14 protein-coding genes are annotated in these 15,228 nt (G+C 44.1%); 5 read left to right on the top strand and 9 right to left on the bottom strand.

Annotated elements, in window-relative coordinates; all coding sequences use genetic code 11:
- Nucleotides 1-16 precede the first annotated feature (16 nt).
- Complete coding sequence (gene fdnG / locus AM629_RS10325; RefSeq protein ID WP_152911996.1) at nucleotides 17-3,064, bottom strand: formate dehydrogenase-N subunit alpha; 3,048 nt, start codon at nucleotides 3,062-3,064, stop codon at nucleotides 17-19.
- A 178-nt stretch (nucleotides 3,065-3,242) separates the two neighbouring features.
- Between fdnG and fdhD the strand changes: the two genes are divergently transcribed.
- Nucleotides 3,243-4,073, top strand: a complete 831-nt coding sequence (fdhD, locus tag AM629_RS10315) for a formate dehydrogenase accessory sulfurtransferase FdhD (RefSeq protein ID WP_054478642.1) — start codon at nucleotides 3,243-3,245, stop codon at nucleotides 4,071-4,073.
- Here fdhD and AM629_RS24990 read toward each other — a convergent pair.
- A complete protein-coding gene (locus AM629_RS24990; protein ID WP_262500047.1) occupies nucleotides 4,070-4,198 on the bottom strand; it encodes a hypothetical protein in 129 nt (42 codons plus the stop codon). The genes fdhD and AM629_RS24990 overlap by 4 nt on opposite strands.
- Before the next feature lie 496 nt (nucleotides 4,199-4,694).
- On the opposite strand from AM629_RS24990, the gene AM629_RS10310 reads away from it, so the two are divergent.
- The gene (locus tag AM629_RS10310; protein ID WP_054478640.1) at nucleotides 4,695-5,255 is read left to right on the top strand and encodes a hypothetical protein; all 561 of its coding nucleotides are present in this window, start codon (nucleotides 4,695-4,697) and stop codon (nucleotides 5,253-5,255) included.
- 90 nt (nucleotides 5,256-5,345) lie between these two features.
- Here AM629_RS10310 and AM629_RS10305 read toward each other — a convergent pair whose 3' ends face one another.
- From AM629_RS10305 to rpmH, 7 genes are all read right to left on the bottom strand, one after another.
- Complete coding sequence (locus AM629_RS10305) at nucleotides 5,346-6,665, bottom strand: type II toxin-antitoxin system HipA family toxin (protein ID WP_054478638.1); 1,320 nt, start codon at nucleotides 6,663-6,665, stop codon at nucleotides 5,346-5,348.
- The gene (locus tag AM629_RS10300) at nucleotides 6,665-6,946 is read right to left on the bottom strand and encodes a helix-turn-helix domain-containing protein (RefSeq protein ID WP_054478636.1); all 282 of its coding nucleotides are present in this window, start codon (nucleotides 6,944-6,946) and stop codon (nucleotides 6,665-6,667) included. The genes AM629_RS10305 and AM629_RS10300 overlap by 1 nt, the downstream gene beginning before the upstream one ends.
- Nucleotides 6,947-7,052: 106 nt before the next feature.
- Nucleotides 7,053-8,417 carry a tRNA uridine-5-carboxymethylaminomethyl(34) synthesis GTPase MnmE gene (gene mnmE, locus AM629_RS10295; protein ID WP_054478634.1) on the bottom strand — a complete coding sequence of 455 codons (1,365 nt, stop codon included), beginning with the start codon at nucleotides 8,415-8,417 and terminating at the stop codon, nucleotides 7,053-7,055.
- Nucleotides 8,418-8,533: 116 nt separating this feature from the next.
- Entirely contained in the window at nucleotides 8,534-10,174 is a 1,641-nt protein-coding gene (yidC, locus tag AM629_RS10290; protein ID WP_054478632.1) for a membrane protein insertase YidC, read from the bottom strand.
- Between the two features lie 2 nt (nucleotides 10,175-10,176).
- Nucleotides 10,177-10,437, bottom strand: coding sequence for a membrane protein insertion efficiency factor YidD (yidD, locus tag AM629_RS22175; RefSeq protein ID WP_072161868.1), 261 nt, complete (start codon nucleotides 10,435-10,437; stop codon nucleotides 10,177-10,179).
- Nucleotides 10,401-10,760 (bottom strand): ribonuclease P protein component, encoded by a 360-nt coding sequence (gene rnpA, locus AM629_RS10285; protein WP_072161867.1) that lies wholly within the window; start codon nucleotides 10,758-10,760, stop codon nucleotides 10,401-10,403. The genes yidD and rnpA overlap by 37 nt, the downstream gene beginning before the upstream one ends.
- A gap of 16 nt (nucleotides 10,761-10,776) precedes the next feature.
- Nucleotides 10,777-10,917: a 50S ribosomal protein L34 gene (rpmH, locus tag AM629_RS10280; protein WP_054478628.1), complete on the bottom strand. Its 141-nt coding sequence runs from the start codon at nucleotides 10,915-10,917 to the stop codon at nucleotides 10,777-10,779.
- A gap of 696 nt (nucleotides 10,918-11,613) precedes the next feature.
- Here rpmH and dnaA point away from each other — a divergent pair.
- From dnaA to recF, 3 genes are read left to right on the top strand one after another with little or no spacing between them, the layout of a single operon-like run.
- Complete coding sequence (gene dnaA, locus AM629_RS10275) at nucleotides 11,614-13,002, top strand: chromosomal replication initiator protein DnaA (protein ID WP_054478626.1); 1,389 nt, start codon at nucleotides 11,614-11,616, stop codon at nucleotides 13,000-13,002.
- Between the two features lie 4 nt (nucleotides 13,003-13,006).
- Complete coding sequence (gene dnaN / locus AM629_RS10270) at nucleotides 13,007-14,107, top strand: DNA polymerase III subunit beta (protein WP_012776197.1); 1,101 nt, start codon at nucleotides 13,007-13,009, stop codon at nucleotides 14,105-14,107.
- 21 nt (nucleotides 14,108-14,128) lie between these two features.
- Nucleotides 14,129-15,220 carry a DNA replication/repair protein RecF gene (gene recF / locus AM629_RS10265; RefSeq protein ID WP_054478624.1) on the top strand — a complete coding sequence of 364 codons (1,092 nt, stop codon included), beginning with the start codon at nucleotides 14,129-14,131 and terminating at the stop codon, nucleotides 15,218-15,220.
- Nucleotides 15,221-15,228 lie beyond the last annotated feature (8 nt).

Below are 15,228 nucleotides of genomic sequence, written 5' to 3'. Positions count from 1 at the left end.
ACATAATTTTTCCCCCTTACACCTTTTCCACATTAACCAAGAACGCTTTGAATTCAGGCGTTTGTGTGTTTGCATCACCAACAAATGGTGTCAACGTATTGGCAATAAAGCCTTTTTTCGCTGCCCCTTCAAATCCCCAATGAATTGGAATACCAATAGTATCCACTTCACGGCCCTGTACATTCAGGGTTCGAATACGCTTGGTGACAACCGCTTTCGCTTTGATGTAGCCACGGTTAGAACTCACTTTGACGGTATCACCGTGTTTGATGCCCTTTTTCTCTGCCAGTTTTTCACCAATTTCCACAAACTGTTCAGGCTGGATAATCGAGTTCAATAATGCATGTTTCGTCCAATAGTGAAAATGTTCTGTCAGGCGGTAAGTCGTTCCTACATAGGGGAATTTATCTGGTTTACCCATGGCCTCAAAATCGCTTTTGAACACCCGGGCAGCCGGGTTAGAAACCACGTTCGGATGCAACGGATTAGTGCCTAACGGCGTTTCAAAGGGTTCGTAATGTTCAGGGAACGGCCCTTCCGCCATTTTATCAATAGCAAACAAACGCCCCATACCTTCCGGTTGCATGATAAACGGACCAACTTCTGTTTCCGGTGCAGCTACACTGTAATCAGGAATATCAATACCTCCCCACTTAGCACCATTCCACGCCAGTAACTGGCGTTTCGGGTCCCATGGTTTACCCTGTGGATTAGCCGAGGCGCGGTTATACAAAATACGGCGATTTAGCGGCCAGGCCCACGCCCAACCCAGCGTATTACCCAAGCCTGATGGGTCAGAGTTATCACGACGAGCCATCTGATTACCTTCTGGCGTCCAGCTTCCGGCAAAGATCCAACAACCACTAGCCGTCGTACCGTCATCACGTAACTGCGCAAAAGAGGTCAACTGCTGGCCTTGCTTCACAATGACGTTGCCATCAGCATCAATTAGATCAATCAATGCCCGACCGTTGCTCTCCTGAGCCACCTCTTCCGATGTAGGGCTATCCGGGTTGAAGTAATCCCAGGTCATATTCAGTACCTGCTCAGGTAATGCGCCCCCTTCGGCAAGGTACATATCGCGCATACGCTTGAAGATACCAGAAAGAATTTCCGCATCACCGATAGCTTCTCCCGGAGCATCAGCACCTTTCCAGTGCCATTGCAACCAGCGACCAGAGTTAACAATCGAGCCATTTTCTTCCGCAAAACAGCAACACGGCAGACGGAAAACTTCTGTTTGAATTTTGGCTGAATCAACTTCATTAAATTCACCGTGGTTCTGCCAGAAAGTTGACGTTTCAGTATTAAGCGGATCAATAGTGATCAAAAATTTCAGCTTCGACAGTGCATCAACCACTTTGTTTTTATCCGGGAATGAAGCAACCGGATTAAAGCCCTGACAGATATAGCCATTCACCTCACCTTTCGACATCATTTCGAAAAATTGCAGGACGTCATAACTTTTATCCCACTTAGGCAACCAGTCAAAACCCCAGTCATTATCTTTACGAGCATTGTCACCGTAGAAACTCTTCATCAGACTGACAAAGAATTTCGGATAATTACCCCAGTAGTTAACCTGACCCGGCAACATAGGTTTTGGTGTATTTGCCTGCAAATAAGTTTGCAGATCGGCTTGTTTTTCTGATGGTAACGTCAGGTATCCCGGCAAGCTCTGTGACAATAGCCCCAAATCAGTCAATCCCTGAATATTCGAGTGACCACGCAATGCGTTAACACCGCCACCAGCCATCCCCATGTTACCTAGCAGAAGCTGGATCATGGCCATACTACGGATGTTCTGTGCACCAACCGAGTGCTGAGTCCAACCCAGTGCGTATAGGAAGGAAGCGGTCCGGTCCTTAACGCAAGTCTCGGCAATATATTCACAGACTTTCAGGAAATCATCTTTTGGAGTGCCACAAATATTACTAACGACGTCGGGCGTATAACGACTAACGTGCTCTTTCAACAGATTCCATACACAACGTGGATGACTCAGTGTGATATCACGTTGAGCAAAGCCGTTTTCATCCAGTGCATAATTCCAACTGGTTTTGTCGTATTGACGTTTTTCGGCATCATAACCGCTGAATAAACCATCATCGAACGAGTAATCTTCACGCACGATAAGACTAGCGTTGGTATATGCTTCAACATATTCGCGATTAATCTTTTCATTGGTTAGTAGGTATAAAATCACACCTAACAGGAAAGCAATATCAGTACCAGAACGGATCGGGGTATAGAAATCCGCCACAGATGCCGTACGGGTAAAGCGTGGATCGATCACGATTAACTTAGCGTTATTATGAATTTTCGCTTCCATTGCCCAGCGGAACCCCACAGGATGCGCTTCAGCAGCATTTCCCCCCATAACGACGATCAGATTCGCGTTCTTAATATCAACCCAGTGGTTGGTCATCGCACCGCGACCAAATGTTGGAGCAAGACTTGCTACCGTTGGTCCGTGTCAGACACGCGCTTGATTATCTACGGCAAGCATGCCGAGGGCGCGACTAAATTTCTGGGTTAAATAGCCGGTTTCATTACTGGAAGCAGATGCGCACAACATACCCGTCGTCAGCCAACGATTGACCGTAACACCATCTTGATTAGTTTTAATGAAATTAGCGTCACGGTCTGCTTTCATTAACTTAGCAATGCGATCAAATGCCTCATCCCAGGTGATACGTTGCCATTTGTCAGAACCCGCAGCACGATATTCCGGATATTTCAGGCGACTTTCGCTGTGGATAAAATCAACCAAACCAGCCCCTTTCGGGCAAAGTGCGCCTCGATTTACCGGATGATCAGGATCGCCTTCAATATGGAAAATACTTTCTTTCGCATTTTTTGCGCCATCGCCAAGGCTGTACATCAACAACCCACAACCGACAGAACAGTACGTACAGGTATTCCGGGTTTCACGCGCACGCAATAGTTTATAATTACGTGTTTGTGCAAGAGCTACGGTTGGAGCAAAACCCAACGCCGCTACCGTCGTACCCGCCATACCGCCAGCGCAGATCTTAAAGAACTGCCTTCTGCTGACTTGCATGGGGATCTCCTCACTCACATTGTTTTAAACATACGCCCATTCCTTCACGGGAAAAATCTTGAATGTGTCTTCTTTTATTAACCACTTTCCATAGCGTGATCAGATTCATGACCTGATAAATAGTATAGACTCTTTTTCTATTATTATTATGTAGCAATACTATTAGGTCATTCGTCTAATGCATAACACAAGATCAGAGAAATTGTTACAACTTGATGTAATTGAGGGCATAAAACAAACGAATGTGCAACAAAAGCATCACCTCAATATATCAAAAGCGGATTGGGTAGCAGAAGAAGTTCCTGTTGCTTTAGTCTACAACGGCATCTCTCATGTCGTGATGATGACCAGCCCTAAAGATCTCGAATATTTCGCTATTGGGTTTTCACTTTCTGAAGGCATTATTGAATCTCAACAAGAAATTCGTGGTATTGACACTATTGTCAATTGTCATGGCGGAATTGAATTGCAAATAGAGCTTTCCAGCCGTCGTTTTGCTAGTTTGAAAGAGCGCAGACGCAATATGGCTGGACGGACGGGCTGCGGGATCTGTGGTACAGAGCAACTTTCTGATATTTTCCGCCCGATTACGCCACTGCCTTTCACTCAAACTTTTTCATTAAGCCACCTCGACCATGCTCTTTCCCAATTAACCAATATCCAGAATATTGGTGTACTGACCGGATGTACCCATGTAGCAAGTTGGATCAACCCAAAAGGTGAGTTATTGGGTGGCTGTGAGGATGTGGGCCGTCACGTCGCGTTGGATAAGATACTGGGAATGAAAGCCAAAACAGACTGGCAGCAAGGTGCCATTTTAGTATCCAGCCGCGCTAGCTATGAAATGGTACAAAAATCTGCCATCTGTGGCGCTGAGATTCTATTTGCTGTTTCAGCAGCAACTTCATTGGCAGTGGAAGTCGCTGAACGATGTAATCTGACACTGGTCGGTTTCTGCAAACCCGGCAGAGCAACGGTTTATACCCATTCTGAAAGATTAATAAATTAATCATTCAGGTTATAAGACATCCATAAATTGGGTTCAGTGTAATAGCCCATTTGCTGCTGTACATCCACTAGCAATGGCACTAAACCACCAGGAATAACGTACTGCCCACTTTGTGGGAATTTCATTTCTGTCCACTCCTGCCATTTATCAAGCGTGGCATCTATATCAGGGCGGGATCTCACATTTTCTATATGGTTATTGTGGATAAAAACAACCCTCTACTAGCTCAATAAATGTTCATGCCAGATATCAAAACCTATCAATAAAATCGTATTGAATGTGAGAAATTATCAATATCTGCGAAATGTATAATTTTTACGCAAAGTAGAATCCCGCCCTGGCATCTATATACATTGAACGCATAGCAGGTTGAATAACCCTCGCACCCAACCGCCAATGTGTCCGAATCCATGGCTAATAGCTGAATTATATAAATAAATTTTATTTTCACAATAAATTGTTTATATTATTTTATTCCTCTCTGGTTGCTTACACAAATTATTTAACTAAATGACTTAGCGCTCAATTTTATAATACATAAATTATTCTATTTTACAAAAAGAACCAAAGTAAACATCTCTCAACACAATTTAATTGATTTTCTTAGCTAGATAACTGATCATGTTGTTTATTCTTGCTTTACAACAACACATTGATAATTATATGAAATTTATATTTTTAACGGATATTTATGGAATTTCAGAACACGCAAAAATAATCGCACAATATTTAGGTCATGATGTGTCATTCATTTCTCCCTACGAAAAAGAGAATGAAACTCCAAATGATAAAAACGAGGTATACAAATATTTTCATAGTGTGTCCTCAATAGAGAAATACACATGTAAAGTGAGGAGCACTCTTGCATATATCAATTCTCCTGTGATATTGGTTGGATTCAGTATCGGTGCTACAGTGGCATGGCGACTTTCAGAAGATAGACATTTGCCAGTTCAGAATACAATTTGCATCTTTGGTTCACGTATCCGCGATTACCTGGATGTGCAATCAGTAAAATCGACATCGTTGTTTTTTTCCAACGATGAAAAATACTTTATCGACAAGATAAAATGCTCTGACAAAATAACCGTAGAATTGGTAGATTGCGCCCACTCAGAAATATCAAAACCCAATGGTTGTAATATTGCTACTGGGCTAATAAACAAAGCATTGGGGCGTTGATGTTCCCTTATCCCCCAGAGTGATATTCTTTGGGGGATAACTATTTCCGGGCTTCATCATCCACAGTAGACAATATTGATGACAAGAATGTTAATCCCATCCAATTACCAGACGTTTAGCTCTGGCGTACAATCCTCCCAATATCGAGTCACTGATATGGGCAGGGAAATCTACAGGCAACTGGCTTTTGACATTAATGATAACTGTATCAACAGTCTCAGCATACTCAATAAGAATTCTTGCCATAGCATCCTTATCAAACCCAACAACTTTGGCTGTTTGAAAGAAATGTCTTGGAAAGATCTGCTCTATCTTGTACTTCTTACCTTTTGTCCCCGTTAGCCCCATTGCCAATTTGGCATCTCTGGGATGAAGCCCCCTGCCTCCGAATACAGGATACATGGAAAGGATGTCATAAAAAGGCGTTAGCCGATAATACCCCTCAGCCTCGATAAACAGTGAAAAGTTTTTTGCATGGCCGTCTGTTGCGGCCAACAACCAAAACAACACCTGGGCCTTCATAAACTCATAACGGTCAAATTGAGCATTAACCGAGCCCAAGAGATAGGACATGATCTCGGTAATCCCTGAACCACCATGACTCTCATATTTTTTCGCTGAAGGCACGTTCAAGGTTTGACAAAAGTCTTCCTGAGGCAGCCGCATGATCCAGCTGTTGTCAGATGAATACTTGCGATCAAATCGTTCTACTGCCAGTGCTTTTATTCCCCCCACTTTCATCATGAAACAGTGAGGAACAGACAACCCAAACTCCCTCGCAATCAACATGCATAGATATTCATTTTCCACACTGTCAGACATATCAATGGAGTATGAATGACTCTCAATTTTGCCGATGGGAAGTTTAATGATGTGTGTTGTCGGCGTGGTATTTAACGGTAAACACCAATGTCCATCAATATCTAAAAGCGCTGTTTTTTCCTGTGCGCCGGCAATGGATATACGAAAATCTTCCTCGTCTTTGATCATCCCCAATGGCGCATCATCCTGATAGCCAGTCAGCACTTTCTCCAGTTCCGCCTCAGATAAGGGCTTATATTCAATCTTCTTGATATCATTGACGAGAGTGCCTTGTTGTACCAATTGCAAAGCTCCAACACTGTCTTGACCCACTTTAGCCAATAGATCAAAAGGTTGTGTTGATTCTGCATTGTGCCTGGCAACGATTCGTCTTCTGACTTCTAGATTATCCGGCAGCAAATTATCGAAAAAGTTATATACCTCGTCACCTTGGTAAGCCTGATAGCGCAGCGGCATAGACAGTGAAATAGGACGGCTGCCTGGTAACTTGAGCCAGACTTCATCATATTTGAAGTGATGGGCGCCGGTATTGGTTTTAGTGAATACTCCAACTTGGTAACCGTTCATGTAGACATCCAGCGCTGCCATTACCACTCCTCTTTCCACACTTGGTCTGACACTGTGCGATCATCTTCCAATGATGAATTTATTTCAGTAGAGTTTCTTGGCCGGATATCGAGTTCTAAATTCAACGCTGACAGAATTTTAAAGAAGGTCTCCAACTTGGTAGAATCCGGGTGCTGCTCAAAGCTTGATACCGTGTCCTGCCGAATACCCACTTCCCTTGCCACTTTACCTTGGGAAAGCTTTTTAGTGAGCCTGACATCTTTTAAATATGCGCTGAGCTGTTTCGAGTTAGTCACTTTCATATTGCGGTCAACCAATTTGAGCAATTAACCTCATTGTTACACGCTATAGAAGGTAAATCAAATTTTACACGCTAAAACCGTTAAAGTTAAATATGATTTTACCCATTCACTTCCCAATACAAAAACTCGAAAAAATCCTTCCAAGCAAATCATCAGAAGTGAATTCACCCGTGATTTCACTCAGTGTCTGTTGTGCCAAACGCAGCTCTTCTGCCAACAATTCACCTGAGCGGGCAACCACCAGTTGTTCATAACCTTGTTGTAAATGCTCTGCTGCGGCATTTAATGCCTGTAAATGACGACGACGAGCCAGGAAACCACCTTCCGTATTGCTGTTGAAACCCATAGTTTCCTTTAGATGATCGCGTAGCAAATCGATTCCTTCACCACTACGAGCAGAAAGACGAATTAGCGAGTAACCACTTACTTGAGTAATAGTCGTTTCTTCATTGGTCATATCCGTTTTATTTCGGACAACAGTGATAGGAAGTGATGCCGGCAAACGAGCCATAAATTCAGGCCAGATTTCTACAGGCTCAATCGCATCAGTTGTCGTACTGTCTACCATAAACAGTACACGATCAGCCTGTTCAATTTCCTGCCACGCACGTTCAATGCCAATACGCTCCACTTCATCACTGGCTTCACGCAAACCCGCAGTATCAATAATATGCAATGGCATACCATCAATATGGATATGTTCACGCAACACATCACGGGTTGTACCCGCAATATCGGTAACAATCGCCGCTTCACGACCTGCCAGTGCATTAAGCAGGCTCGATTTCCCAGCATTAGGTCGGCCCGCGATAACAACTTTCATTCCTTCACGTAAAAGGCTGCCTTGACGAGCCTGAGAACGCACACGCTCAAGTTCAGCAATGACGTTATCCAGACTGGCTTCAATTTTCCCATCAGAAAGAAAGTCGATCTCTTCATCAGGAAAATCAATCGCAGCTTCTACATAGATTCTCAAGTGAGTAAGTGCTTCCACCATCTGATGAACTTGGGTAGAAAAAGCACCCTGCAAGGAATTCATCGCTGAACGGGCAGCCTGCTCCGAACTGGCATCAATCAAGTCAGCAATGGCTTCCGCCTGAGCCAAATCCAGTTTGTCATTAAGAAAAGCACGTTCAGAAAACTCACCAGGATTAGCAATGCGTACACCAGGCAGAGTCAGAATGCGTTTCAACAGTAAATCAAGAATAATCGGTCCACCGTGCCCCTGAAGCTCCAGTACATCTTCTCCAGTAAAGGAACTAGGCCCCGGAAAGTAAATCGCAATTCCCTGATCGAGTATCCGATTATCTACATCACGAAATGGCAGATAATCTGCATAACGGGGCTTGGGTAACTTACCTAATACCACCTCCGCCACTTGTGCTGCTTTCGGGCCAGAAACACGTAAGATGCCAACACCACCCCGTCCTGGTGGGGTAGCCTGAGCGACTATCGTATCGGTGGTATTCATGGCTATCTCCCTTTGACTTTTTAGCTCAACGTTTACTTTTAACTCAAATAGTTAAGGCGGCCAATGACCGCCTTTTATATTACAACTACCAGAATGAATACTGGTTGAAGCTATTTTTATTTCGCCGGTTTCTTTTCGCGACTGTGCAGACCACGTTTTTCCAACCCACGATAAATCAGCTGCTGCTGAATAATTGTCACCAAGTTACTGACGATATAGTACAGAACCAGACCTGACGGGAACCACAAGAAGAAGATGGTGAACATGACAGGCATGTAGGTCATAATCTTCTGCTGCATCGGATCAGTGATGGTCGTCGGAGACATTTTCTGGATGACGAACATCGTCACACCCATCAACAATGGCAGGATGTAATAAGGATCTTGTGCAGACAAGTCATTGATCCAACCAGCGAATGGCGCATGACGCAATTCAACAGACCCCATCAACATGTAATACAGCGCAAGGAAGATTGGCATCTGGATCAACAGAGGCAAGCAACCTCCTAGCGGGTTCACTTTCTCTGCTTTATACAGCGCCATCATTTCCTGACTCATACGCTGTTTATCATCACCAATACGCTCACGCATAGCCGCTAACTTAGGCTGCAACAGACGCATTTTCGCCATTGAGGTGTACTGCGCCTTGGTCAACGGGTACATGATACCACGCACGATAAAGGTAATAACGATAATGGAGAAGCCCCAGTTACCAATAAAACCATGCAAGAATTTCAGTAGCTTAAATAATGGCTGAGAGATAAACCATAACCAACCATAATCCACAGATAGATCCAGATGAGGCGCTACTGCGGCCATTTCATCTTGAATTTCCGGGCCAATCCACAGTGTAGACGAGATTGTTTTTTCACTATTAGCCGCAACAGAAATTGGCGCACTCTTATAACCAATCGCAGCCATCTCTTTACCTAATGCCGTAGTATAGAAGGTGCTGGTTTCATTAGCCGCAGGAACCCATGCCGTAGCAAAATATTGCTGCAACATTGCAACCCAACCGCCTTTAGTGGTTACAGATAAAGGTTCACTTTCAATATCGCTGAAACTGTGTTTTTTATATTTGTTATCATCTGAAGAATAAGCCGCGCCACGATAAGTATGCAGTGCAAAGTTACTGCTACCCGTATCACGGTGTTTTGGCAGTTCAACATTCTGTTTCAATTGACCAAAGAAGGTCATTTGTAATGGCTTTTCTGTCGTATTGTGAATGCGATAATCCACACTAACCGCATATTCACCCCGTTTCAGGACAAATGTTTTAACATAAACAACGCCATCTTTAGCGACGAAATTCATCGGGATACGTAATTCATCCTGCTCTTTAGACAATACATAGCTATCCTGTGCTGTGGTATACAGCGGGCGCTCACTATTCGTCGGGTTATCCGGGCCATCTTTACCGGTCAACCCACTTTGCGCCTGATAAGTGAAAGCAGGTGTTGTCTCCAGCAATTTAAATGGCTGGTCTGAACCCAAGGTATCAGGGTAGGCTAATAAATCAGCCTCTTCGATATCACCACCACGAGTATTGATGGTCAAAGAGAGCACATCAGTTTTAACCGTGATCAGTTTACCTTTCCCACTGCCTGGCACTGCCTGATTCTCACCACTCGGCATATCCGTTTGTTGCGTGGCCTGTACTGTAGTTGGTTGCGGATTTTTATCTGCTTCCCATGCTTGCCAGACCAAGAAAGAAACGAACAGCAAAGCGATGAGAAGAAGATTGCGTTGCGAATCCATCGTTAGTGTTCTCTATTATCGTTGTTTTTTTTAGGTGGGACGGGATCATCACCACCTTCGTGTAAAGGGTGGCATTTTAATATGCGTTTCACTGTTAACCAACCGCCTTTTATCATTCCAAACCTGCTCAATGCCTCAATGCCATACTGAGAACATGTAGGATTAAAACGACAACGGGGTCCCAGCAGCGGGCTTATCACCAACTGATATCCACGGATTAATCCGATCAGGAGGCGCGAACCAAGCGACAGTGACGACGCCATAATTTACCCAAAGCTTCCGTTAATTCACGGTTATCAAGTTCAGAAACCCCTTTCCTAACCAATACCACAAAATCCATAGGAGGCAGACTATGTTGGTTCAAACGGAAACTTTCACGGGCCAACCGTTTAATTCGGTTACGCTCATGAGCACGTTTAACATTTTTCTTGGCTATGGTAAGACCGATGCGGGGATGCCCCAGCTCATTAAGGCGACCAAGGATAGTAATCTCTGGTGAACTTGCCCGTTGGGGTTGCTGGAAAACATAAGTGAAATGCTTGGGAGTTAACAAGCGTAACTCCCTCGGAAAAGCGAGCGTAACCACTAGATGGTTAGCTTTATTACTTAGAAACGGTCAGACGAGCACGGCCTTTTGCACGACGGCGAGCCAGAACCTGACGACCATTTTTAGTGGCCATACGAGAACGGAAGCCGTGAGAACGGTTACGCTTCAGTACGGACGGTTGGAAAGTGCGTTTCATAGCGATTTCTACCTAACTTAAAATTATTACTGATTCAGTAAACGCGTTAGCAGCCAGTGAGAAGTGACACTGACGCCTCAATCGCAACATCAATATAAAAGAAGCGGGATTGTAATAAAATGTACAGCTCTGAGTCAATTAAACATGACACAAGCCGACCGGCTTTTCTACTGAGTTGAATGTTTACCGACAACCTGCCAATGCTTACACAGGAACCTCTCACCAACCACTACCGGCAAAAAACTCTGGCAATGCACGCAAGGTCCAGTATTATACGGACTGCTCAGTAAAGCGCAATGATCACCACCTGATCTTCATTCTCTGTTATGATCCTCAGTTCAATTTTGTCTTAAATATCGATTTATCATCGATCCTTATTTGAGATATGCAATGACCATATTTAAAGCGCCTTCACAACCCTTTATTTCACAGGTAATTTTCCCCTGTGGATAAAAAGCGCTTAAACTGTGTAAAAGAATGAAGATCTGTAGCGCCTTTTGCGCTATGATCCCGCGTCATGATCCAGATCTTATCTACGGATCATTGGGGAGCGATAACATTAAAAATCGCCACAAGCATGACAATTAATCCTTCCTTGCCCTGAAGGAATCGTTGTTTTGAACCCAATACAATATAATGAGCTAACCACTCCGATTTTTTTAATTGTTAATTGGCCTTGTTTTAGGGGAGTCCGCCGTGTCACTTTCGCTTTGGCAGCAATGTCTTGCCCGATTGCAGGATGAATTACCTGCCACAGAATTCAGTATGTGGATACGCCCCCTTCAGGCAGAGCTAAGCGGTAACACTCTGGCACTTTATGCTCCTAACCGGTTTGTTTTGGACTGGGTCAGAGAAAAGTATATCAACAATATTAATGGATTGTTGAATGACTTCTGTGGAGCAGAAGTACCGTTATTACGTTTCGAAGTTGGCAATAAACCTGTTTCACAAAACGACAACCCACCACAAAGGGTTGTTGCTCATGCACCAGTTACACCTGCACCACAGAACACATCAGTACGTCCCAGTTGGGATAATACTGCGGTACAACCAGAGCTATCTTATCGCTCTAACGTTAATCCAAAACATACTTTTGATAACTTTGTTGAAGGTAAATCCAACCAGCTTGCCCGCGCTGCCGCAAGACAGGTAGCAGATAACCCCGGTGGCGCTTATAACCCACTGTTTCTTTATGGTGGTACTGGCTTGGGTAAAACCCACCTGTTACATGCTGTAGGTAACAGTATTATGGCACGTAAGGCAAATGCCAAAGTGGTTTATATGCATTCTGAACGTTTTGTCCAAGATATGGTCAAAGCATTACAAAACAATGCAATAGAAGACTTCAAACGCTATTACCGCTCTGTCGATGCATTGCTGATCGATGATATTCAGTTTTTTGCCAATAAAGAACGTTCTCAGGAAGAGTTCTTTCATACATTCAATGCATTACTAGAAGGTAATCAACAGATTATTCTGACATCAGATCGCTATCCAAAAGAGATAAATGGAGTAGAAGATCGGTTAAAATCCCGTTTTGGCTGGGGTTTAACCGTCGCAATTGAACCACCGGAATTGGAAACTCGTGTCGCTATTTTGATGAAAAAAGCCGACGAAAACGAAATTCAGTTACCAGGAGAAGTTGCTTTCTTTATCGCCAAACGCCTGCGTTCTAATGTCCGTGAACTCGAAGGTGCATTAAACCGGGTAATAGCCAATGCCAATTTTACCGGTCGAGCGATTACTATTGATTTTGTACGTGAAGCATTACGTGACTTGTTAGCACTACAGGAAAAACTGGTGACTATTGATAATATTCAGAAAACAGTCGCTGAATATTATAAGATCAAGGTAGCCGATTTACTTTCCAAACGGCGTTCTCGCTCCGTTGCCCGTCCAAGGCAAATGGCAATGGCGCTGGCAAAAGAGTTAACCAATCACAGCTTGCCTGAAATCGGGGATGCCTTTGGTGGACGTGACCATACAACTGTGCTGCATGCTTGTCGTAAAATAGAACAACTGCGCGAAGAAAGTCACGACATCAAAGAGGATTTTTCTAACTTAATCAGAACATTGTCTTCCTAGCGCTATGAAATTTATCATTGAACGTGAGCAATTACTAAAACCACTGCAACAGGTCAGTAGCCCCTTGGGTGGGCGCCCTACTCTGCCCATTCTTGGTAATTTATTACTACAGGTAACAGAAAGTTCTCTATTGTTAACCGGTACAGATTTAGAAATGGAAATGATGGCACGTGTCACGCTTTCATTACCACACGAAGAAGGTGCAACCACTGTACCGGCACGTAAGTTCTTTGATATCTGGCGCGGTTTGCCGGATGGTGCCGAAATCAGTGTGGAACTGGATGGTGATCGTCTATTAGTGCGTTCTGGTCGCAGCCGTTTCTCACTTTCCACATTGCCTGCGGCTGATTTTCCAAATCTTGATGACTGGCAAAGTGAAGTTGAATTCTCACTGCCACAAGCCACACTGAAACGTCTTATTGAATCAACGCAGTTCTCTATGGCTCATCAGGATGTCCGCTATTACCTCAACGGTATGTTGTTTGAAACCGAGGGTGAAGAATTGCGTACAGTGGCAACGGATGGTCACCGTCTGGCAGTCTGTTCTATGGGAATCGGTCAAAATCTGCCCTCCCATTCGGTAATCGTGCCACGCAAAGGCGTTATTGAGCTGATGAGACTACTGGATGGCGGCGATACTCCGCTACAGTTACAAATCGGCAGTAACAATATTCGTGCTCATGTTGGTGATTTTATTTTCACCTCTAAACTGGTGGATGGGCGTTTCCCTGATTATCGCCGCGTATTACCGAAGAACCCAGATAAAACCCTGGAAGCGAGTTGTGATATGTTGAAACAAGCTTTTTCACGCGCTGCCATTCTTTCTAATGAGAAATTCCGGGGGGTTCGCCTCTATTTCAGTAAAAACCAACTGAAAATCACAGCAAATAACCCTGAACAAGAAGAAGCTGAAGAAATTGTAGATGTTAGTTATCAGGGTACTGAAATGGAAATAGGTTTTAACGTCAGTTATGTTCTGGATGTACTCAACACATTAAGATGTGAAGAGGTTCGTTTACTGCTGACCGATGCTATTTCCAGTGTTCAGATAGAAGACTGTGCCAGTCACAATGCGGCTTATGTCGTGATGCCTATGCGCCTGTAACAGGATCTACATTTCAGGTATATGACTCTTACGCGTTTACTTATCCGCGATTTTCGTAATATCGCAGATACAGATTTGCCTCTAGCCCCCGGATTTAATTTTCTGGTTGGGCCTAATGGCAGCGGCAAAACCAGTGTACTGGAAGCGATTTATACGCTGGGTCATGGACGCTCTTTTCGTAGCATTCAGGCAGGGCGAGTAATCCGCCATGACTGTGATGAATTTATTCTACATGGACGACTAGGACAACCAGAGAATGAACGAGAATTGTCTATCGGCCTGAGTAAAAACCGTAATGGCGATAGCAAAGTCAGAATTGACGGCAGTGATGGCGGTAAAATTGCAGAACTAGCCAAAATGCTACCTATGCAGCTTATTACCCCGGAAGGATTTACCCTGTTAAATGGCGGACCAAAGTACCGTAGAGCCTTTATTGACTGGGGTTGTTTTCACAATGAACCACGCTTTTTTTCTGCATGGGTAAACCTGAAACGATTACTTAAACAACGCAATGCAGCTCTACGACAAGTCACCCATTACAGCCAGATACGGCCTTGGGATCAGGAATTGGCACCACTGGCAAACCAGATAAACCAGTGGCGTACTGAGTATGTTACACACATCACTCAAGGTATTATTGATACCTGTAAACAGTTTTTACCCGAATTTATATTGCGCTTCTCTTTCCAGCAGGGATGGGACAAAGAGAGTGATTATGCTGAATTACTGGAACGCCAATTTGAGCGTGACAGAACATTAACCTACACGGCTTCCGGCCCGCATAAGGCTGATTTGCGCATCCGTGCGGAAGGAACGCCAGTAGAAGATATGCTATCCCGCGGTCAATTAAAATTATTGATGTGCGCACTGCGGTTAGCACAGGGTGAATATTTCACCCGACAGAGCGGACAACAATGTCTGTATCTGCTTGATGATTTTGCCTCCGAACTGGATGCCGGCCGCCGTCAGTTGCTGGCCGAGCGTCTAAAATCCACGCAAGCTCAGGTATTTGTCAGTGCGATAAATCCCGGCCAGGTAACAGACATGCTTGATGGAAATAGCAGGATGTTTCGCGTGGAAAATGGCAAAATAAAGATTCAACCACAGGATTAAAAATGAGC

It is taken from the genome of Photorhabdus heterorhabditis, assembly GCF_001280945.1.
Taxonomy (GTDB): domain Bacteria; phylum Pseudomonadota; class Gammaproteobacteria; order Enterobacterales; family Enterobacteriaceae; genus Photorhabdus; species Photorhabdus heterorhabditis.
The sequence above is the reverse complement of the archived record's forward strand: the minus strand, read 5'-3'. Positions and strand labels throughout refer to the sequence as shown.